Origin of the sequence: Formosa sp. Hel3_A1_48, from assembly GCF_001735715.1 — a bacterium.
GTDB lineage: Bacteria > Bacteroidota > Bacteroidia > Flavobacteriales > Flavobacteriaceae > UBA3537.
In genome coordinates this window covers 585,813-608,251 of the sequence record NZ_CP017259.1, presented here as the reverse complement: position 1 = coordinate 608,251, position 22,439 = coordinate 585,813, and the positions used below count along the sequence as shown (strand labels likewise).

The window sequence follows — 22,439 nt, the reverse complement described above, 5'->3', positions numbered from 1 at the left end:
ATGAAGTATTTTAGAACGAAACAAGAACGCCACTCAGCACGACTTACGGCGCTGATCGCTCTTCTATTAATTCTATTACTCTTTATTGTAGGACCGCCTTATATGGATCCCCCTGAAGAATACGGCGTAGCGGTAAATTTTGGCACTACCGATTTTGGAAGTGGTACTAAGCAAACCCAAACACCCACCCCTACAAACAATGAAGATATTCCCGAACCCAATGAAACTAAAACAGCTGTAGCCTCGGAGTCTATTTCAAATAGTACTGAGGAGGTATTAACTTCAGATGAAGAAGCGGCTATAGCAGTAAAGAAAGTAGATCAAGAAGCCTTAAAAAAGCAAGTTGAGGAAGAAGCAAAAGCTAAAGCAGATGCCGAGCGTATTCGAAAGGAAAATGAAGCGAAAGAACGCAAGAAAAAGGCTTTAGACGACCTAATGGGGGGGATTGGAGCCGACAACGGAAACACCTCTGGATCAGAAGGCGATGACGATATTATTGGAGATAAAGGTCAGCTCAACGGGGACCCTTACGCGCCGAGCTATTTTGGTAGTCCTGGTAGTGGTACTGGAGGTGTTGGTTATGGGCTTAATGGGCGCGGTACTCCCACAAAAACTAAGTTTATTCCCGACTGCGATGAGGAAGGTCGCGTAGTAGTTGAAATTTATGTCAATCAAAACGGCGTAGTGACCAATGCTACAGCAGGGAAACAAGGAACAACAGGCGATATTTGTCTTTATGAAGCTGCCAGAAAAACAGCACTTGCTCATAAGTGGCCTGCCGATTCTAAAGCTCCGTTTAAACAAATTGGTTTTGTTATTGTAGAGTTTAGTGTACGTCAATAAGATGAATTATAAAGAAACTACAGCTTGGATGTTTTCAAGATTGCCCATGTATCAACAACAGGGTGGAGCAGCCTACAAAGAAGATTTGAGTCGAACTTTGAAATTGTCAGCTCAACTCAATTACCCTGAACGGAAGTTCAAGTCGGTACATGTTGGCGGAACAAATGGAAAAGGATCTACTGCACACATGATTGCGGCTATTTTACAAGAAGCAGGATTCAAAGTAGGTCTATACACTTCACCTCACTTAAAGAATTTCCGCGAGCGTATCAAAATTAATGGCGCTACGATTTCAGAACAATTTGTGGTTGAATTTGTAGCACATCAAAAAGCGTTTTTAGAAGACCATCAACTTTCATTTTTTGAAATGACCGTAGGAATGGCTTTTTCATATTTTGAAAAAGAAAATGTTGATATTGCTATTATAGAGGTAGGTCTTGGAGGACGATTAGATTCTACAAATATTATTTCACCAGAGGTTTCTGTAATCACTAATATTGGTTTAGACCATACCCAGTTTTTGGGAGATACTTTACAAGAAATCGCAGCTGAAAAAGCGGGGATTATTAAAGAAAACACCCCTATTGTCATCGGAGAAACTCAAGACGAAGTACAATCTATTTTTAAACAAAAAGCAAATAATTTAAATGCAAATATTTATTTTGCTGATGTGTCCATACACAAAACTTTTCCTTGCAGTCTTCGGGGGAATTATCAGAAAAAAAATATAAAGACTGTATTACAGACGATTAAGCTTTTACAAGCAAGAGGCCACAAGATTAGTGAAGAACATATTCAAAATGGGTTCTTGAATGTACAAAAAAACACAGGTTTGCGAGGACGATGGGAAGTGCTTTCTGAAACCCCAAAAATTATTTGCGATACGGCTCATAACATGGAGGGGTTGAGTTTGGTATTAAACCAACTTTTAAGTAGATCATATGATTCTTTACATATTGTACTTGGAATGGTTCGGGACAAATCGGTTGGAAAATTAGTAAATTTATTTCCAGTTGATGCTAAATATTACTTTTGTAAGCCCAATGTGCCTAGAGGATTAGAAGCTGAAACAATAGCCCAAATTTTTAAAGAAAAAGGGTGTAATGGCCAAGTCTATTCATCTGTAAATGAGGCATTCAGTACTGCAAAGGCAGAAGCCAAAGAGCAAGATTTAATTTTTGTTGGCGGCAGTACTTTTGTTGTAGCCGAAGTGCTGTAAATTTTACTAAAAAACCTTTTGTGAAAAGAAAAACTAGTCTATATTTGCACACCAATTGTTAGGGCGCGTAGCTCAGTTGGTTCAGAGCACCTGGTTTACACCCAGGGGGTCAGGGGTTCGAATCCCTTCGCGCCCACAAAAAAACCTCATTTATTTAAGTGGGGTTTTTTATTTCAATTTTCCCTAAATAGTGTAAAACTAATACCAATATCCCACAAAGGAATTGAATAAAAGCAAATGGCTTTATTTGTTCAAAAGGAAGCATATTTATAAATCCACTAATTGCAAAAAGGAATCCATATAAATACCAAAATATTTTTCCGATTTTTTTCTTTTTTTCATCTGAAACACGCATTACACGAAGAGAAAAAAAGTGAAGCATAGCGATTACCACAAACACTAAAGATAAAATAAGTAACCCCTTAATCATTTTTTCTACTGAATTAAACAAAATAGTACAATAACTTACTCAAATAAGTTGGCTCATGTTGTAGTTATTGTTGTTAAACTAACATGGTTACTGGATTTTCAATAAACCCTTTAAGGGTTTGTAAGAATGCCGCTCCAGTTGCTCCATCTACAGTCCTATGGTCACACGCAAGGGTGAGCTTCATTGTATTTCCTGCCACAATTTGGCCGTTTTTCACTACTGGTTTTTCTACTATTGAACCAACAGATAAAATTGCTGAGTTTGGTTGATTTATGATTGAGGTAAAACTTTCGATGCCAAACATACCTAAGTTAGATATAGTAAATGTACTGCCTTCCATTTCTTGAGGAGTAAGTTTTTTGTTTCGTGCACGTCCAGCAAAATCTCGAACAGCAGATCCAATTTGTGGTAACGATTGCTCATTAGCAAATTTTACAACAGGCACTACAAGACCATCTTCCACAGCTACTGCCACGCCAATATGTACATGATTGTTTAGTTTCATTCGGTCGTCAAACCACTGTGAATTGACTTGTGGATGTTGGCGGAGTGCCAAAGCACAGGCCTTTACCACGATGTCATTAAAAGATATTTTTGTGTCAGGGATAGAGTTGAGCTGTTGACGGAATGCAATAGCATTATCCATGTCAAATTCTACAGCCAAGTAATAGTGTGGTGCAGAAAATTTAGATTCACCCAAACGTTTTGCGATGACTTTTCGCATTTGAGAATGGTTGATTTCATCAAAATCTTCTTGACTAGTGGCTACAAATTTTGCAGTTGGTGCTGCAGCAGGTGTAGCAGACGGGGTATAAAATTCCACATCGCGTTTGATGATCCTTCCATTTTCGCCACTACCTTGAATTTGATGTAGAGGTATGCTCTTTTCCTCAGCAATTTTACGTGCTAATGGAGAAATATAAATTCTTCCGTTGCTGTCGGTTGTTGGCGCTGCAGCGGGGTTAACTTTTGGTGCTTCTGTAGTTTTTTCAACCGTTGGTGTAGGTTTTGGAGTTTCTTTAGGTTTTTCTACTGTTGATTCGGCTTGAGTTTTTGGTGCTTCAGCAACAAAATTTTCAGCCACTCCACTTATGTCAGTTCCTTCAGGACCGATGATGGCTAGAAGGTCATCTACTTTGGCCGTATCGCCAACGGCAAGACCTGTATACAGCAAAGTTCCTTCGTTAAAAGATTCAAACTCCATTGTAGCTTTGTCGGTTTCAATTTCAGCTAATATCTCGCCTTCTTCAACAAAATCACCTACATTTTTCAACCAACTTGCTACCGTACCTTCTTCCATGGTATCGCTCAAGCGTGGCATAGTAACCACAACAACACCCTCTGGAAGTTCAACTGATGCAGTAGTGTTTGTTTCCACATCACCTTCAACAGATTCTTCGTTCGTTTCTATTTGCCCTTCTTGGGTGGATTCGCCTCCAGATGACCCATCCAAAAGTGAAGATATATCTTCACCTTCCTCTCCTATTATGGCCAATAATTCGTCAACTTTTGTTGTTTCTCCTTCTTGAACACCAATGTGAAGTAATGTTCCTTCATTAAAGGATTCAAATTCCATAGTAGCTTTATCAGTCTCAATTTCAGCAAGAATATCGCCTTCTTCAACTCGGTCGCCTACATTTTTCAGCCAGCTAGCTACTGTACCTTCTTCCATGGTATCACTTAGTCTGGGCATGTTTACTACTATTGCCATATTCTATAGTTTATGTTCTAAAAATGGGTAATCTTCTTGTTCGTATACTGCGTCGTACATTAAGCTTTTTTCTGGGAATGGTGATTCTTCCGCAAATTTTTCGCATTCGGCTACCAATCCTTTGACGCGCTTGTCTATTTCTTTAATATCTTCTTCTGAGGCATATCCATTTTCCAGAATAACATTTTTCACTTGCGTGATGGGATCAATTTTCTGGTATTCCTTGACCTCGTCTTTGGTTCTGTAATGTTGGGCATCACTCATAGAATGCCCTCTGTAGCGGTAGGTTTTCATCTCCAAAAATGTTGGACCATCTCCACGTCTTGCACGTTGAATTGCCTCATCAAAAGCTTCAGCAACTTTAATGGGGTTCATTCCGTCGACTGGTCCACAAGGCATTTCATAACCAAGTCCAAGTTTCCAAATATCGGTGTGGTTTGCTGTTCGCTCAACAGATGTACCCATGGCATAACCATTGTTTTCACATACAAAGACCACAGGAAGCTTCCATGTCATGGCCATATTGAAGGTCTCATGTAGCGAGCCTTGTCGTGCTGCGCCATCGCCAAAGTAACACAAGGTAACAGCTCCTGTTTCGTTGTATTTATCGCCAAAGGCCATTCCTGCGCCCAAGGGAATTTGTCCGCCCACAATTCCGTGGCCTCCGTAAAAACCATGCTCTTTAGAAAATATATGCATCGAACCTCCTAATCCTTGCGATGTTCCTGTAGCTTTTCCGTAAAGCTCTGCCATGACACGACGCGGATCGACACCCATACCGATGGGTTGTACGTGGTTTCTGTATGCCGTAATCATTTTGTCTTTCGAAAGATCCATTGCGTGAAGTGCACCTGCTAAAACGGCTTCTTGACCATTGTATAGGTGTAAAAAGCCTCTTACTTTTTGTTGGATATAGACTGCCGCGAGTTTGTCTTCAAACTTACGCCAAAAGAACATGTTTTCGTACCAGTCAAGATAAGTTTCTTTGGTTATTTCTTGCATGAGATTACTGTGGTATTAGTATCGTTTCTGCAAAAGTAATACATTGCTCCTTAACCTAAAAAAGGAAGCCGTAAATTTTTTATTAATTTTTACAGTGCTTTTTTATCAAAAATCCAAGGAAGAATGTTTTCTACGGAGTTTGAGTGTGCAACTTGACCTTTTGTACCCATAAAATATAGTTCAATTTGTTTTTTCTGAAGTTGTTCATATTCTACAAGCGCTTGGCGGCAACCGCCACAAGGCGGAATGGGTGTTTCTGCTTCTTTGTGTTCTGACCCTGCAGCTATAGCCATGCGTAAAATAGCCTCTTCTGGGAATTGGGCATGGGCGTAAAATATTGCAGTTCTTTCCGCACACAAACCTGACGGGTATGCTGCGTTTTCTTGATTGTTTCCGGTTATGATTTCACCATTGCTGAGCTCGAGGGCAGCGCCAACCAAGAATTTTGAATAGGGTGCATATGCTTTTGAACGTGCATTGTGTGCTTTATTCATAAGTGATTGCACATCTTTAGGCAATTCATCCAATGTCTCAAATACATCGATGTTGCAGCTTATTTTGAGTTGTTTCATATTAGTATTCTACATATTCGCCGTCTCCAAAATTGAACGATAGCGAAAAACGTAAAGTATTTTCTAATGGACTCTGTACTTGGGCTGCTGAAAATAAATATGATAAATCTATATCTATAGTTGAATATTTGAATCCTGCACCTAAGGAGAAAAATTTGCGTGCTCCTTTGAGCTCATTTTCGTTAAAATATCCTGCGCGTAATGCAAAGGAGTCTTGGTACACATACTCTGCACTAAGAGCCCAGGTAAATTCGTCTAATTCTTCACTAAAACCCCCTGGTGCATCCCCAAAAGATTGAAAAATACCCTTGACAAAGCTTACATTGGGGTCTTGCCCTTCAATGATGACATTGCTATTTACAATAGAACCTCGAGTGTCTGTATCTGCAGTTGTTGTTCCATTTTCAGGATCATAAACGCCATTGTTATTATTATCGGTGTAGTTGTATTCTGTTCCATACACAGGAGGGGTTGGTACTAATAGTTTGGTAACTTCGGCAGTGACAGAGAGTTTATTGTATGAATCGAAGATGAAATCGAAGCCCCCACCCAATCTCAAGTTTGTTGGTATAAAGTTTTCGCGGCCAGCATCGTCATATTTCAATTTTGGGCCAAGGTTTTGAAGGGCAAAACCAGCACGCCAACGCCCATTAAAATCTGCGTAGGCTTCTTCTTCACCTTGGTAGTATCCCGCAATGTCAACTCCAAAAGAATTGGCCGACTTAGCATTGGCATCTAGGGCTTGGATTTTCAAATCTGAGCGAAGATAGCGCAAGGCTACTGCCATAGAAAATTGATCAGAAAGTCTAAGCGAGTAAGAGGCGTCAAGCGTAAGTTCGTTTGGCTTTTCGATTAAGGCTTCTGAAAACTCATCTTCGCGCAATTCGATTTCACCAAGAGAAAAATATTTAAAACTAGCGGCGAAAGCACTTCGTTCGCTGATTCTATTGTAATAAGACACATTTCCAAGGAAAATATCATTTACAAGTTTGCTGAGGTAGGGCGTGTAGCTTATGGCCATTCCAGATTTTGTTTCAGAGAAGGCATATTTTGATGGATTCCACTGCTGGGAAAACGCGTCTACAGAGGTTGCTACCCCCATATCGCCCAATGCTGCAGCACGAGCATCAGAAGCAATAAGTAAAAAAGGAACGCCGGTTGTGATCACCCTTGAGTCCTGATTGGGGATAACAGTTGTTTGTCCTAATGTGAAATTTGAAATTAACAGTACAAGCACTGCGCTTAGTGCGCGCAGATGTCTTAAGGTTGTTGTAATTAATTCTAACATTTTAATATTGGTTTGTTAACAAATATAGGTTTTTATTAGAGGATAACAAGTTTTTCAATTTTTTCAGACTTTAAACCTGTTAATGGAGACGATACATTCAATTTGTACACATAGACCCCTTTTCCTATTTTATTTCCAAAGTCATCGTAGCCGTCCCATGTAATATCTCTAGACAATGAACTTGTTCCGTTTCCTGTATTTGTTTGCGTATTAATGGTTTTTATTAATTTTCCTGAAACGGTGAAAATTTGTATACTAACGTTCAATGTACCCGAACTATTGTGGTTGAACCAAAATTCTGTGTAATTAATGAACGGATTGGGGTAATTGAGCACATTTTTTAGTTCTAAACTCTGATTTTGATCGAATACAACAAATTGAATTTCTTTAGTGGATGCATTATTGTAAACATCCCAAGCTTTGAGCGTTAGCGTATGCAGCCCGGGGCTTAGATTTCTAAAGGGGTAGCTCAGAGCACCACTTTGGTAGGTATCCTCGTCTGCCACATAGTAATCATTCAATATAAAAGGATTGGTTTCATCGCCATCAATAGTGGCCACAATATCGTGCCCAACCCCACTGGCGGTATTGATGCCATTTTCGTCAAATAGCTTTGCTAATAGAGTTGGATTTTCGTTTGTTATTCCCCCAGAAACAAAGCTCTCATCATTCATAAAAAGCTGAATAGTTGGTCCAGTATTGTCTACTGGCGCGTCTAAGTTGACCCCACCTATTTTGATGTCAAAATTATGTCCGCGTTGATCTTTTAATTGATTTTCAGTTTTCGAATACAAGCTTATTTTTCCATTCCCCACAGGGATTATAATATCCCTTGGGACAATAAAATTAATTTCGAAAGTACCATTTTCTACTGATACTTGCCCTCTAAAAATAACTTCGCCCATAGCTTCGAAGTCCATTATAATCAATTCATTATTTTCTCGAGTCCCATCATTTCCAAGCGTAGATCTCTGATTGTTTTTATCGAAAATGGTCGCTGTAAGTGTTCCAGAGTAACCGCTCAGGATAGCCCCTTGGCTATCGGCAACATAGCCTTCAATTTTAGCAGCGCTGAGTGCTTGGAGTTCCTGATTTGTAGTCGAGATATCCTCATCATTAATTTTAGTAACAATAATATCGGGTTCAGCTAGTGGTAGTTTCAGAGCGGGATCCCCAATAAAAAAAACCAGCCTGCGTTGTGTATTGTTTGTTACATTAGGGTCATTTTTTGTAAGGCGTAGGGCTTCACCCATACTTAAATTTGGGGTATTATTATAGTTAAACAGATACTGTCCCAAAGTAGTGGTGAATTGAACACCAACGCTTATAAAAATTTGACGTGTGGTGGAGATAAGACTGATGGCGCCTCCATTTTCGTTCCAATAAAGATACTCACCGGCTGTAACGCGCAAAGGGTTGTCAAATTTTGTGTATTCGCAAGTTAGTGTCACAAAACAATTTAGCTTGTTTGGATTGTTGAGTTCTTGTGCATTAATTTTGTCAAAAATACGTTCTAAAGCTAAACCATCTTCTCCGCCATGGCCAAAATAATTGACTGCAATTGCACCTACTTCTAAAGCGTCAAAAATAGCTTCGTTAACTTGAGGATAACGATCCCCGCCAGAAGATGTTTGCTGTTGGTACGAATCAGCGTGAATTTTTATAATATTAAGGAAAGGTTTAGATTGTTTTACATCCTCTGCGACGTTGTCAGTGGTTTGTTGTAAAGTTTTATCACTTAATTTATCGACATCATCAGAAATTAATAAAAAATTATTCCGCCAACTTCCGAACGCATCTTCGCTGTAGTATGATTTTATTTTATCAATCATTTGTTGAGCCCGTTGTGGGGTCTCAGCTAGAATTCTGCCCACGGCTATGTCTAGTTTATTGAAATTATCCATTCCCCCTTCATTCTCGTCCATCATACCGTAAAAATCATCCGAAATAAATGAATTTGTTAGGCTAAAACTGTTCATAGAATACCAAGAGGGGACAATGTTGTTTTTGATTGAAATTCTATTTTTGTAATCAAAAGAGGCATCACCAAAAAGGCAGAGGTATTTGAGTCGGGTGTTAGGGCTGCTTGCATTATCGTATACATACTTTACAAAATTTCTGACACCTGCGATGTCTTGCATTCCAGAGCTAAACTCCATGTAAATAGATTCTAGAGTTACTACCTTTACAGTTAAGTTGTTTTGTTCTCTATTGATGTCGGCCAATTGCTCAGCTTGATTTTGTAAAAATTGAGGAGTTATGATGAGGTAGTCTATGTCTTCAAACTGCTGTTGTTGATTTAAAAAGATGCTCCCTTTTAAATCTTGATTGGTAACCGCTTTGTTGGTTACTTGAACAGGTGTGTAAAGATCTGCAGATGTGACTGTATGAAAAATCTTCTCAGTACCCAAACTTGTTTTAAATTTAAAGTCTGATGCAGCCTCGGAGTTTTCATAATATTTTGGGTTGTAAGGGTCAGTAACATCCCAAACTTGTGCAATTCCAGAGGCATTTGAAATTTCGAATTCTCCTACACCACCCAGTGTAGCCATGTCGTTATGTTTGAATTGAAATTGTTGCCCCAAAGAGGCGAGTGCGCGTTCGGCTTCAACTGAAACATAATCTAAGTAACCAATAGCTGATGGATTTCCGTTATTGTTGTAATTCAAATCAATAGTGAGGGCGTCTGAGCTGCTGTTGATCTCTCCGTTAAAAAAATCTTCAGTCGCCAAAATCCCATTGTCTATTGCTGCAAACGATAAATTATCCACCACACTTCCATTTGCTTTTATTTCGAGTGTAGTATTAGACTCTGCGACTGCTGTTGCATAAACTTTTAATCTTAGAGGGCTTTGGGGGACTAGATTCGAAAAAACGAAGTTAAATGATCTTGCATTTTCAAAATAAAAACGGTGACCAAACCAACGTCGGCCCATCTGGGCGATGTTATATTCATCACTTTCTACAAATTTATAGTCATGAAAAGTCGAGAATTGTGTTTGAGCTGGACCAGCGGGATTAACAGCAGCGTTCATACGCAGTCCATTACCCTCGCTTATTTGTACATAATAAAAGGCCTTATCGCTGTAAGGGTTGATATGGGAGTTGTTTTCTTGATTGTATGATTTTGGACCGACAGCATAAAAAAGCAGATAATCTTCATTATTGAAAACCCCATCATCTTCTCCAATAAACTGAACTGCGTTTTCAATCAAGTCATATGCAATTGTTTGGTTATTGACTAAAGGTAGAGATTTACCTCCATGTCCAAATATTTTGATGTTTTTTGGATTGGTGTTGCTTGTGTTAATCCCAAGCGTGTTAAAAAAACTTTTATTGAGTTTGTAAACACCTGTTGTGTCTACTTGAAAACGAACCCATTGGCCTGTATTAAGGACAGAACTTTGTAGAGTTGGTTGGCTTCTTGCCCTTCTTTGGCTGATGGCTCTTTTGTAAGAAATTGTGAAATTCTTTACTTTTTTTATGACCCCATTGTCTTTGAAAAAAGCGCTTATTTCTACAGAAACGAGAAGATTACCTCTAGTTTTTACATTTGAAACATTGAGCTGCACCTCATTAGGTATACTAGATTGTTTCAGATCCTTTAAATCCGATATTGGTACTGAAACGCTTTCGATTTGAGTGATTTCAGCACTTTCTTCGTTAATTTCAAATTTAGCATCGAAAAGCGCAGTATATGTGATCCCCTTTTCGATTGAAAAATTGAAGTTTTGTGCATCAAAATAAGGTAATTCAATTTCATTATTGGCTGTAGAAAATAGTTTAGATGCTGTCCAATTTAGTTCAAAGCGCTGTGATTGAGCATGGCAGATCAAAACACCAAAAAATAGTATAAACCACAACAAACTTTTTTTCATATGAACTAAACGAGAAAAGACCTAAAATATTATGTTATTATAATTTCGTTTCCAAAATTACAATAATAAAGCTTTAAAAAAGTCGTTATCTTAAAAAACCTGAGTGCATGAGACTTAAAAAAAATAGTTAATCACTCTAAAAAAGTATTGCAAACCAATTCATAATTATTATATTGCAAAACCAAAATTTTAGGACCCCTTTTAATTTAAATCAAATATGAAGAGTATTAAAATATCGAGATTGTTTTTTATTGTTGCTGTTTCAGCTTCAATAACAGCATGTAGTAAGTCATCAAATTACGCAAATTCTTCTCGTGGAACTGGATGGAAAATCAACGCCAAAGAAGGTGGTTTTCAATACAACACTAAATTCAAGGAGCAAGAAACGGCACCAGGCTTAGTGTTTGTTGAAGGTGGAACATTCACCATGGGGAAAGTGCAAGATGACGTAATGCACGATTGGAATAATAGTCCAAATCAACAACACGTTCAGTCTTTTTACATGGATGAAACTGAAGTTACAAACATGATGTACTTGGAGTATTTGGACTGGGTGAAGCGTGTTTACCCTCCAAACGATCCTAAGTTTTCAGCAATATATTACGGTGCTTTACCTGACACATTAGTTTGGAGAAACCGTCTAGGGTACAGCGAAGTTTTGGTAGAAAATTACCTACGCCATCCCGCTTACGGGAATTATCCTGTGGTCGGCGTAAGTTGGTTGCAAGCCACCCAATATGCCAAATGGCGCTCAGATCGAGTGGCTGAGATGGGACTCCAAAAAGAGGGGTATCTTGAGAAAGGGTCTAATGTTCCTGGAGAAATAGTTACTGCTTCTAGTAATTTTAACATTAATACTTACGTCAATGCACCAAAAGAGACATTCAAAGACAGTCTTGGAGTTCATTTGGGCGGTAGAGGGAACAGAAGAAATGATAGTTTGGTAAGCTATGCCACTAGAGAAACTGGTGCTATTCAAATTAGTTACAGACTTCCTACAGAATCTGAATGGGAGTATGCTGCTCTTGGCCTTTCAGAGCTCAGAGAATACAACATTTACCGTGGCCGAAAAAAATACCCCTGGGATGGGCAATACACCAGAACTGGTGAGCGCAGAATTAAAGGCGATCAACTTGCCAACTTCAAGCAAGGAAAAGGGGACTATGGCGGAATAGCCGGTTGGTCTGATGATGGTGCTGATATTACGAACGAGGTAATGTCTTACGATCCTAATGATTTTGGGATTTATGATATGGCTGGAAATGTAGCCGAGTGGGTTGCAGATGTCTACCGTCCGATTGTAGATGACGAGTTCAGTGACTTTGCATACTATAGAGGTAACGTTTATACCAAAAATTCTATTACTGAAGATGGTGGTGTAATAAGTTTTAACGTTATTGGTGTTGATGATATTGAATACGACACCTTATCCAATGGTAAAGTAATTGCCAAAACACTCCCGGGTCAACTGAAACAAGTTCCAGTGGATGAAAATGAAACCTATCTCAGAACCAATTTTAACACTGATGATAATAGAAACTTTAGAGATGGTGATAAGCAATCTTCTAGATATTTTGATGATTTTGAAGAAGGTGATGAGCCAGGTTCTGATGAAATCACCCGAAAAATGTACGATTCGCCCAAGCATTTGGTCGAAGCAAATGAAGATGGCACCTTAAATAGAGAGTACGATAAATCTAATGATAGAACTTCATTAATTAATGATAAAGTACGTGTGTATAAAGGTGGTTCGTGGAAAGATAGAGAGTATTGGCTTGACCCTGCACAAAGACGTTTTTATCCTGAAGATATGGCTACTGATTTTATTGGCTTTAGATGTGCTATGTCTAGAGTAGGCTCGAAGTCTAAGAATAAAAAGAAAAAGAAAAATTAGAGCATAAAATTATGTTTTTTAAAGTCTCAACAACTTTCTGTTGGGACTTTTTTTGTACCTTTAAGTTGTGAAAATTGAGCAACTTCATAAACTTTTTTTAGAAGCTAAAAGTGTATCAACTGATACGCGTATTTTGCCTCTCAATGCTCTTTTTTTTGCATTAAAAGGAGTGAATTTTAACGCCAATGATTTTGCACATAAAGCATTAGACTCAGGCGCGTCTTATTGCATTATAGATGAGGCTCAAGATCCAGAAGATGAGCGTTTTATTTTGGTTTGTGATGTGTTAAAAACGCTTCAAGATTTAGCTAATTTCCATAGACAGTATTTGGGTATTCCTATTGTAGCCTTAACGGGAAGTAATGGTAAAACCACAACGAAAGAGCTTATTAATGCAGTACTAAGCCGTTCGTATAAAACACATGCAACTCAAGGGAATTATAACAATCACATTGGTGTACCTTTAACCCTGCTTCAAATGGATCAGTCGACCGAGATTGGTGTGGTAGAAATGGGTGCTAATCACGCAGGTGAAATTGCACAACTGTGTGCTGTTGCAGCACCAGATTTTGGGTACATCACAAACTTTGGAAAAGCCCATTTAGAAGGTTTCGGTAGTTTAGAAGGGGTTGTCAAGGCTAAGAGTGAATTGTACGATTATTTAAAACAAACTAAGGGAACTATTCTAGTCAACAATGATGATGCACAGCAACTCAAGCAAGTTGGCGCCTATGCTAATATTGTCTCTTTTTCTTCATTGAATACTTCTGATTTTGCTATTTCACTAGAAAAAGAAACCCCTTTTTTGTGTGTTAATGTCAATAGGACCAGTATTCAATCGCAACTTCTAGGACATTATAATTTTACAAATATTGCATCTTCAATTGCATTTGGATTATACTTCAAAATTGACATCAATTTTATAAGACAAGGAATAGAATCTTACGCGCCCAAAAACAATAGATCTCAAATCATTAAGCAAAATTCCAATACTATTATTTTGGATGCCTACAACGCCAACCCGAGTAGTGTAGAGGCTGCCTTGAAGAATTTTAAGACCATGGAAGCTCATCAAAAGATTGTGATTTTAGGCGATATGTTTGAATTAGGAAGTCAAAGTTTTGAAGAGCATCAATCTATTATAGATTTAGCACAAAAATTAGAGTTTTCACAACTTTATTTGGTAGGGCGTCATTTTTTTGAGCACCATCAAAATTATACTAATATTATGTTTTTTAGTGGGCTAGACGATATCAAGCAACATCTTGAAATCTACCCTTTAGAAGAAGCAATGATTCTTATAAAAGGATCTAGAGGAATGACTTTAGAAGCTCTTTTGGAACTATTTTAAAATAAAATCCACAAACATATGTTTGTGGATTTTATTTGTGGGTCATACTGGATTCGAACCAGTGACTTCTACCCTGTCAAGGTAACACTCTGAACCAACTGAGTTAATGACCCATTTTGGATTTACAAAAATAATAATATCTTTGGACTAGCCACTTATATTTTCAACTTTATAGGCAGCTTGGGAAATTAACCAAAATAAAAAAAGATTGATTTTTATAACGAACACTAAATATCCTAATTATATAATTGATTTTATGTCTGAAGAGTGGCAACGTAACAATTTAATAGCGCTCACCTTTATGTTTGCTCTTATTTTTGTGGGGCGGTTTTTAAATAAAAAACAAAACTCTTTTGTTTTATATACCATGGGCGTAATTTTGATGTTTTCATCTATTTACAGCCCTCTGAGGTCTTACCTTTCTGGAAATTGGAATATAGCTACAGACTTACCTCTTCATCTTTGTGGTATTTCTGCTCTTATTTGTTCCGTATTACCCTTTTTGAAACGCAAACAAGCACTTTTTGATTTTGTATTTTATACAGGAATTATTGGAGGAATTATGTCTATGTTAACGCCGCAAATGAATAGTTTCGATGGCAGTCAATTTGCATATTTAGAATATTATGTGCGCCACTCCATCATTTTGGTTATGCCTATATTTTTGTTGCAGAATTATGGTATGGGGCTTTCCAGAAAATCAATGATTAATACTTTCCTTAATTTAAATATTTTATTAATCATTATCATGCCTTTTAATTTTTATGTGGGGGGTAATTATATGTATCTCGCTGAACCGCCACAAGTAAATAACCCCTTGGTTATTGGAGAATGGCCCTATTATGTCCTTTGGTTTGAAGTTTTTTTGGTTCCGTTATTACTATTCTTGTTTTATTTATCAAAAATCCGCTTATCACAAATTTTTAGACCTGCGGTTTAATTGTACTTTATTAACTTAGCTCTCATGAATTCTATTAGATTATGAAACCCAAAAAAACAGTAATTATTACCGGGACAAGTCGGGGCATTGGTTTCGAGCTTGTTCATCTTTTTTCTAAAGCAGGTTATGCTGTTTTGGCTTTATCACGAAACGCTAAACCTGTAATTAACTTAAATTACGAAAATATTACAGCCCTTTCTTTTGATTTAAATAATGTTGAGGATTACAATCGAGTTGAGGCATTTATTCAGAACGAATGGACTCATGTTGATATCCTAATAAACAACGCAGGCGCTATTATCAACAAGCCATTTGTTGAAACAACGTTTGATGATTTTAAGCAAATTTACGGGACCAATGTTTTTGGTGTGGCCGAGCTTACCCGACGAGTCTTGCCTTTTATTCCCAAAACAGGACATGTGGTCACCATAAGTTCTATGGGTGGCGTTCAAGGATCTATGAAATTTGCAGGCTTATCTGCTTATAGCTCGAGTAAAGGAGCTGTGATAACGCTTACTGAATTATTAGCTGAAGAATACAAAGAAGCAGGTCCTTCGTTTAATGTTCTTGCCCTTGGTGCAGTACAAACTGAAATGTTGGCTGAAGCTTTTCCTGGCTATAAAGCTCCCACATCCCCCATTGAAATGGCTGCGTATATATTTGAATTTGCAAAAACAGGACAACAATTCTACAATGGAAAGCTGCTTCAAGTTTCAAGCTCCACGCCTTAAGTTTCGCAGCAAAACCAATTAAAAATTTTTAGGGTTTAACATCTTATTAAGCCTAAAGAAATAAAATAATTCGCTACTTTTGTAACTCAAATTTTCATACCGAATGTTCAATAATTTAAGTGAGAAATTAGATAAAGCTTTACATGTGCTTAAAGGGCACGGTAGTATTACTGAGATTAACGTTGCGGAAACTCTAAAAGAAGTACGACGTGCACTACTCGATGCTGATGTCAATTACAAAATAGCAAAAGATTTCACCAACAGTGTCAAAGAGAAGGCACTGGGTCAAAACGTACTCACTACTTTACAACCTGGCCAATTGATGGTCAAAATTGTAAAAGATGAGCTCACTGAACTCATGGGTGGAGACGCAGAGGGCATCAATCTTTCTGCAACGCCTTCTGTCATTTTAATGTCTGGTTTACAGGGTTCTGGTAAAACAACATTTTCTGGAAAGCTAGCACAGTACCTTAAAACAAAGAAATCCAAAAAGCCCATGTTAGTCGCTTGCGACGTATACCGTCCTGCAGCAATTGATCAGCTACATATTGTAGGGGAGCAAGTTGCAGCGGAGGTTTACAGCGACATTGGGAATAATGATCCCGTAGCTATTGCTAAAGCAGGTATAGCAGAGGCCAAATCAAAAGGATGTGATGTAGTGATTGTTGATACTGCTGGACGATTGGCTGTCGATCAAGAGATGATGACAGAGATTGCTAATATTCACAAGGCAGTGACCCCTCAAGAAACTTTATTTGTAGTGGATGCGATGACGGGCCAAGATGCTGTTAACACCGCCAAGGCATTTAACGATATTTTAAATTTTGATGGTGTTATTCTCACAAAACTAGATGGTGACACTAGAGGTGGGGCGGCTATTTCTATCAAATCGGTTGTTAATAAACCCATTAAGTTTATTGGAACTGGAGAAAAGATGGAAGCTATTGATGTGTTCTATCCAGCGCGAATGGCCGACCGAATTTTGGGGATGGGCGATGTAGTTTCTTTGGTTGAGCGCGCTCAAGAGCAATTTGACGAGCAAGAAGCACGTAAGATTCAAAAGAAAATTGCAAAAAACCAATTTGGATTTGATGATTTTTTGTCTCAAATTCAACAAATCAAGAAAATGGGGAACATGAAGGACCTCATGGGTATGATTCCAGGAATGGGCAAAATGATGAAAGACGTAGATATAGACGATGATGCGTTTAAGCATATTGAAGCTATTATTCATTCCATGACGCCAAAAGAACGCTCTAACCCCTCTATCATCAATGCGAGCCGCAAAAAACGCATTGGTACTGGCTCTGGCACATCTGTGCAAGAAGTGAATAAGCTGATGAAACAATTCAATCAGATGAGTAAAATGATGAAAATGATGCAAGGTGGTAAAGGACGAAACATGATGCAAATGATGAAAAATATGCCACAATAAGGCACTACAGATTAAATTATGATAATACTTGACGGAAAACAAACAAGCGCCAAAATCAAGGAAGAAATAGAAGCTCAAGTTTCTGTAATGAAACAACAGAACAAGCGTACGCCGCACCTAGCTGCCGTTCTGGTAGGTACAAATGGTGCAAGTATGACTTATGTTGGTGCCAAAGTTAAGGCGTGTCAGCTGGTTGGTTTTGAGTCAACACTTATCGAACTCTCAGCTGAAACTACTGAAGCTCAATTGCTCAATAAAATTGAAGAATTAAATAACAATCCAGAAATAGATGGCTTTATTGTTCAATTACCATTGCCTAAACATATTGATGAACAAAAAGTTTTGATGGCTGTTGATCCAGATAAAGACGTTGATGGGTTTCACCCCATGAATGTAGGCCGTCTCACTTTAGACTTACCTACCTTTATTTCAGCTACGCCTTATGGAATTATGGAGCTGTTGGAGCGCTACGAAATTCCAACCTCTGGTAAACATGTAGTTGTAATTGGAAGAAGCCACATTGTTGGTAGGCCAATGAGTATTCTGATGAGTCAGAAGCGTGCTGCAGGAAATGCGACCGTTACCATAGCCCACAGCCGAACAACTAATTTGGCAGCATTAACAAAGGAAGCAGATATAATTGTAGCTGCTTTGGGTATCCCCGAATTTCTAAAAGCTGATATGGTAAAAAAAGGTGCTGTTGTGATCGATGTTGGGATTACACGTGTTCCAGATGCTTCAAAAAAGAGAGGCTATAGAATTGCTGGAGACGTAGATTTTGAAAGCGTTGCCGAGAAAGCAAGCCACATCACACCTGTTCCTGGTGGGGTTGGACCAATGACCATAGCCATGTTGCTCAAAAATACGTTACTTGCATGCGAGAGAAGAAATCCCTGATTTAGGAAATCAGTGCGCAAATAGTTGTTGAGGATCTTTAAACGCTTTAAATTCTAAAGCATTCCCCGACGGATCTAAAAAAAACAAAGTAGCTTGCTCACCGACTTCACCCGCAAAGCGGATATACGGTTCAATAATAAAATCTACCCCTTTGTCTTTTAAATGTTTTGAAAATTGATGGAATTCATCCCATGGTAAAACCACACCAAAATGAGGAACAGGGACTTGTTTTCCATCTACCTCATTTGCGTGATATTTGTCTTTAGATTTAGGCTTGTAATGCAACACTAATTGATGGCCAAACAAGTCAAAATCTGTCCAATGAGAACTACTTCGACCTAGTTTGCAGCCAAGAATATCTTTGTAAAAAACAGTACATTCTTCAAGATTCCACACTGGAATTGCTAAATGAAATGGAGATATTGCTCTTTGTTTTACCATGTTTTCTTGGAGGATTTTAATGCCTTGTTTAGCGTGTTCAGTTCTTCTTTAGTTAAGTTCCGGTATTCACCTACATCGCTCATCAAATTAATATTCATGATTCGGACGCGCTTTAGACTTTCGACTTCATAATCTAAATAACTACACATGCGGCGGATTTGTCTATTTAGTCCCTGGGTTAGAACAATTTTAAAGCTGTCTCTACTGAGTTTTTGAACTCTGCAAGGCTTAGTCATGGTGTCTAAAATAGGTACTCCCTCAGACATCCGTTTCACGAAGGTCTGCGATATTGGCTTATCGACTCTTACAATGTATTCTTTTTCGTGATTATTACTAGAGCGCAAAATTTTATTGACAATATCACCATCATCGGTCAGTAGAATAAGGCCCTCACTGTCCTTATCTAATCGTCCGATTGGAAAAATTCTGGAAGGATAATTAATAAAGTCTATAATGTTGTTTTTTTCAACACGAGTATCCGTAGTACAGACAACTCCAACAGGCTTATTGAACGCTATATAGACCCTAGATTTCTTTTTTATTGAAACGACCTTACCATCCACGGAGACTTCATCAGTTGAACTTACTTTTGTGCCCATTTCAGGGTGTTTTCCATTAACGGTTACACGTCCTTCTTCAATCAGTTTGTCGGCTGCGCGGCGCGAACAATAGCCGGCCTCGCTTAAGAATTTATTTAATCTGGTCACAGCTGATTCCATGCCGTAAAGGTACAAAGTTTAATCCTCTAAAAAAGCAAGAATATGATTGATTACAGCTTTACCTTTTAAGCCGTGTCCAAGGCCATTTGTAGCGATAAGTGTACTGTTCTTAAAAGCAGTTTGAATTTCCACAGCATCACTATATGGAATTACAGGGTCATTGTGATCATGGATTACAAGTCCTTTGCAGTTGACTTCTCCCATAAACTTAGCCGTATTGAAATAGGAAGATGGGTGACCAAACTTACGCATAACTCTAGCTTCAATTCCGCGTTTTAGCTTGGAGCTAAACCCCATTAGATCAGTGTAGTTTTTAAAAATACCAGTAAATCCAGATGGTGCGCCAAGTAATATAATTTTATCCGCGAACCTGTATCCACTATTTTTCATAAAAAAAGAAATAGCCATCCCGCCAACGGAATGTCCAATTAAAATAGAGGGCTTGAATTCTGTGCAAACAAGCGCGATAAACTCTGAGTATAAAACCGCATTGAAGCTTTTGCCGCCAGACGCGCCATGCGCTGGTGCATCCAAAGCTACTACAGAATATCCAGATTTCAGAAGACTATTAACTGTGTTTTTCCATCGTCCTGAGTTACTTTCCCAGCCATGAGCCAATAATACAGTTTCTTTCTCCCCTTTCCACCTGTAGGTTTTGATGGTTAATTTTTTATAGTGAAAATTTCTCTTTTCGGCAGCTTCTAAAGTGGGGTGAATTGTTTTGTAACGTCCCTTGAGCGGTCTTGAAAACAGGTCTAATGCCCATTTAGAAGCCAGTTTGGTATTTAAAAGTCCTAGAGTGTTTAGGATGAGGCCAATGAATTTAGGAAGAAAAGTTTGCATGGGGGTTGATAAATTCAAAAATATTTTTCTGGGTGTAAAGGTATGTAAATTAAAATATTTACGATTACCTTCAACAAAGATATAGGAGACCTGGTTTCCAGTTTATTCTCTTTCTGGTTAATACCATTGAATAAAAAAATCTTTGATTTTTGCTGTGGGCGGAATGGAGATTGCTTCAATTTTCTTATTCATATCGTAGCGTAAATCTTCTGGCAATTCATTTTTATCTATGGTAAAATAAGCATTGATTTCATCCACAGACACAATCAAATTACGCAATGTGTTTTGAATACTTGATACTTTATACTTTGAAGAGATGTCGGCAAAGCTTGACTTTTTACTTAACCCTGCTTCAGTTTTAAAACGCTCGTCCATGATTCGGACGTTTTGTATTGATGATAACGAATCTAATGCTTCACTTGGCGTAAGTTCTAGTAAAATTTTTTGTGTTCCTTTCTCAAAAACGGTTATAACATTAGTATTGCCAATAAATTCATCGCCCCCAATAAATTGACTTAATGAGTCGGTTTCAAAAACAAGTTTTAAGTCTCTTACTTTAGTAGAGTCATTGAGCGAGCCAACAGAAGATGCTGAAATTGCAAATGGGTTAGGGCTAGAGGTACAAGAAGCCGTAACTAGTCCAACTACAAGAATGAATTTAAATAAATAGTTCATGGTTAATTTTTAATGAGTACAATACTAAACGACTTTTTTCAGAATTCCAAATACAGCTCGAATAAAAGTAGCGCTAGTTAGGACTTTAACAATTGGGTGTTGTCTTTGTCTGCCTTTTCTTTTTGGGGTTTGATTTGAATCTTGTTGGGGCCTCATGTGGTTAATCCTTTTGATTTTGGCGCCCAATAGTTCATAAGCACTTTGTCTATCGATAGTTTTATTGTATTTTTTTGAAAGTTTAGATGAATTACAAAGTTCAAATAATTCATCGGGGTTTAAAATATCCATTTGGCTTTTTGGAGCCCGCATCAATGCAGCACTCAGAGGAGTTGGACGGCCTTTTTCGTCCAAGGCGGTTACCAATGCTTCACCAATACCCATCGTAGTAAGAGTTTTTTCTGTGTTAAAAAATGAAGTTACAGGATAGTTTTGCGCAGTTAGTTTTATGTTTTTACGATCTTTAGCAGTAAAGGCGCGCAAAGCATGTTGAACTTTTAAGCCCAACTGTCCAAGAATATTTTCTGGAACATCACTTGGGTTTTGCGTTACAAAATAAATCCCTATGCCTTTACTTCGAATAAGCTTAATTGTGTACTCAATTTGATCTAAAAGCTGTTTTGAGGCTTCATTAAAAATCAAATGCGCTTCATCGATAAACATTACCAGTTTTGGTTTGTCTATATCTCCAGTTTCGGGAAAGCTTTCAAAAAGCTCCGCCAAAAGACTGAGCATAAATGTTGAAAATAACTTGGGTTTGTTTTGTATATCATCTAGCCTTATGATGTTAATATACCCTGCGCCAGTAGATGTATAGCGCACAAAATCATTGACGGCGAAACTTTCTTCTCCAAAAAACAAATCTGCACCTTGTTGTTCTAACTCAATAATACGTCTCAAAATAGCACCAGTTGAGGTCTTTGAAATTCGACCATAGGCAGATTGAAACTCTTTCTTCCCTTCATTGGTTGCAAAGTTTAGTATGGCTTTAAAATCTTTTAAATCTAATAATGGAAGTTTATGATCGTCGCAGAACTTGAACAGAACAGAGACTATTCCTGACTGTATTTCAGTTAAGTTTAAGATTCTAGAAATAAGTATGGGTCCAAATTCACTTACTGTTGCTCTCAAGCGAACACCATTTTGTGCTGAAATTGAAAAGAATTCAACTGGATAACCTTTTGGAGTGAAAGGGAGTCCAATTGCCTTGTGCCGCTCGTTAATTTTTGGATGTCCAGCGCTAGGTTTGGCTAATCCGCTCAAATCACCTTTTATGTCCATAAGGACAACGGGCACTCCTTTTTCGCTTAATTGCTCTGCTAAAATTTGAAGTGTTTTTGTTTTTCCTGTACCTGTAGCGCCTGCAATGAGTCCATGCCTGTTCATGGTTTTTAATGGAACTTTTACAAAAGCCTTTGATAAGGTGTGTTGGTTAAGTCTGGCTGCACCCAAGGAAATGGCTTCACCTTCGAATGTGTTTCCGCGTACAATATGATTGTAGAATTCTTTTTTTGATGTCATAACAAGTAGGTTACAGTAAAATAAATGAAGTTTTTTTACTTAAACAAAAATC

At 38.0% G+C, this 22,439-nt stretch carries 18 protein-coding genes and 2 tRNA genes; 9 read left to right on the top strand and 11 right to left on the bottom strand.

Annotation, left to right across the window (positions count from 1 at the left end; translation table 11 throughout):
* The 3 genes from FORMA_RS02720 (at position 1) to FORMA_RS02710 (ending at position 2,198) form a co-directional block, all read left to right on the top strand.
* The gene (locus tag FORMA_RS02720; RefSeq protein WP_069674213.1) at positions 1–843 is read left to right on the top strand and encodes a cell envelope integrity protein TolA; all 843 of its coding nucleotides are present in this window, start codon (positions 1–3) and stop codon (positions 841–843) included.
* Between the two features lies 1 nt (position 844).
* Entirely contained in the window at positions 845–2,062 is a 1,218-nt protein-coding gene (locus FORMA_RS02715; RefSeq protein WP_069674212.1) for a bifunctional folylpolyglutamate synthase/dihydrofolate synthase, read from the top strand.
* A 61-nt stretch (positions 2,063–2,123) separates the two neighbouring features.
* Positions 2,124–2,198: transfer RNA gene (locus tag FORMA_RS02710), tRNA-Val, on the top strand.
* A 367-nt stretch (positions 2,199–2,565) separates the two neighbouring features.
* Here FORMA_RS02710 and FORMA_RS02700 read toward each other — a convergent pair.
* From FORMA_RS02700 to porU, 5 genes are all read right to left on the bottom strand, one after another.
* Positions 2,566–4,203, bottom strand: a complete 1,638-nt coding sequence (locus FORMA_RS02700) for a pyruvate dehydrogenase complex dihydrolipoamide acetyltransferase (RefSeq protein ID WP_069674210.1) — start codon at positions 4,201–4,203, stop codon at positions 2,566–2,568.
* Between the two features lie 3 nt (positions 4,204–4,206).
* A complete protein-coding gene (gene pdhA, locus FORMA_RS02695) occupies positions 4,207–5,205 on the bottom strand; it encodes a pyruvate dehydrogenase (acetyl-transferring) E1 component subunit alpha (RefSeq protein ID WP_069674209.1) in 999 nt (332 codons plus the stop codon).
* An 89-nt stretch (positions 5,206–5,294) separates the two neighbouring features.
* Positions 5,295–5,777, bottom strand: coding sequence for a cytidine deaminase (locus tag FORMA_RS02690; RefSeq protein ID WP_069674208.1), 483 nt, complete (start codon positions 5,775–5,777; stop codon positions 5,295–5,297).
* A gap of 1 nt (position 5,778) precedes the next feature.
* Positions 5,779–7,065, bottom strand: a complete 1,287-nt coding sequence (gene porV / locus FORMA_RS02685) for a type IX secretion system outer membrane channel protein PorV (protein WP_069674207.1) — start codon at positions 7,063–7,065, stop codon at positions 5,779–5,781.
* 35 nt (positions 7,066–7,100) lie between these two features.
* Complete coding sequence (gene porU / locus FORMA_RS02680) at positions 7,101–10,943, bottom strand: type IX secretion system sortase PorU (protein ID WP_069674206.1); 3,843 nt, start codon at positions 10,941–10,943, stop codon at positions 7,101–7,103.
* Between the two features lie 217 nt (positions 10,944–11,160).
* On the opposite strand from porU, the gene gldJ reads away from it, so the two are divergent.
* The gene (gldJ, locus tag FORMA_RS02675) at positions 11,161–12,837 is read left to right on the top strand and encodes a gliding motility lipoprotein GldJ (protein ID WP_069674205.1); all 1,677 of its coding nucleotides are present in this window, start codon (positions 11,161–11,163) and stop codon (positions 12,835–12,837) included.
* Positions 12,838–12,904: 67 nt separating this feature from the next.
* Entirely contained in the window at positions 12,905–14,188 is a 1,284-nt protein-coding gene (locus FORMA_RS02670) for a UDP-N-acetylmuramoyl-tripeptide--D-alanyl-D-alanine ligase (protein ID WP_069674204.1), read from the top strand.
* Positions 14,189–14,226: 38 nt separating this feature from the next.
* Here FORMA_RS02670 and FORMA_RS02665 read toward each other — a convergent pair.
* Positions 14,227–14,301: transfer RNA gene (locus tag FORMA_RS02665), tRNA-Val, on the bottom strand.
* A 143-nt stretch (positions 14,302–14,444) separates the two neighbouring features.
* Here FORMA_RS02665 and FORMA_RS02660 point away from each other — a divergent pair.
* The 4 genes from FORMA_RS02660 (at position 14,445) to folD (ending at position 18,191) form a co-directional block, all read left to right on the top strand.
* Positions 14,445–15,128, top strand: coding sequence for a YwaF family protein (locus tag FORMA_RS02660; protein WP_069674203.1), 684 nt, complete (start codon positions 14,445–14,447; stop codon positions 15,126–15,128).
* A 41-nt stretch (positions 15,129–15,169) separates the two neighbouring features.
* Positions 15,170–15,859, top strand: a complete 690-nt coding sequence (locus FORMA_RS02655) for an SDR family NAD(P)-dependent oxidoreductase (protein WP_069674202.1) — start codon at positions 15,170–15,172, stop codon at positions 15,857–15,859.
* A gap of 103 nt (positions 15,860–15,962) precedes the next feature.
* Positions 15,963–17,294: a signal recognition particle protein gene (gene ffh / locus FORMA_RS02650; protein ID WP_069674201.1), complete on the top strand. Its 1,332-nt coding sequence runs from the start codon at positions 15,963–15,965 to the stop codon at positions 17,292–17,294.
* 18 nt (positions 17,295–17,312) lie between these two features.
* A complete protein-coding gene (gene folD / locus FORMA_RS02645; RefSeq protein ID WP_069674200.1) occupies positions 17,313–18,191 on the top strand; it encodes a bifunctional methylenetetrahydrofolate dehydrogenase/methenyltetrahydrofolate cyclohydrolase FolD in 879 nt (292 codons plus the stop codon).
* 9 nt (positions 18,192–18,200) lie between these two features.
* Here the strand turns inward: folD and FORMA_RS02640 are convergent, their stop codons facing one another.
* From FORMA_RS02640 to FORMA_RS02620, 5 genes are all read right to left on the bottom strand, one after another.
* Positions 18,201–18,632 (bottom strand): VOC family protein, encoded by a 432-nt coding sequence (locus FORMA_RS02640; RefSeq protein ID WP_069674199.1) that lies wholly within the window; start codon positions 18,630–18,632, stop codon positions 18,201–18,203.
* On the bottom strand, positions 18,626–19,351 hold the full coding sequence (gene rluF / locus FORMA_RS02635) for a 23S rRNA pseudouridine(2604) synthase RluF (protein WP_069674198.1): 726 nt from the start codon (positions 19,349–19,351) through the stop codon (positions 18,626–18,628). The genes FORMA_RS02640 and rluF overlap by 7 nt, the downstream gene beginning before the upstream one ends.
* An 18-nt stretch (positions 19,352–19,369) precedes the next feature.
* Entirely contained in the window at positions 19,370–20,194 is an 825-nt protein-coding gene (locus FORMA_RS02630) for an alpha/beta hydrolase (RefSeq protein WP_069674197.1), read from the bottom strand.
* A 117-nt stretch (positions 20,195–20,311) separates the two neighbouring features.
* Positions 20,312–20,869, bottom strand: coding sequence for a hypothetical protein (locus FORMA_RS02625; RefSeq protein ID WP_069674196.1), 558 nt, complete (start codon positions 20,867–20,869; stop codon positions 20,312–20,314).
* 24 nt (positions 20,870–20,893) lie between these two features.
* Positions 20,894–22,387, bottom strand: a complete 1,494-nt coding sequence (locus FORMA_RS02620; RefSeq protein WP_069674195.1) for a helicase HerA-like domain-containing protein — start codon at positions 22,385–22,387, stop codon at positions 20,894–20,896.
* Positions 22,388–22,439 lie beyond the last annotated feature (52 nt).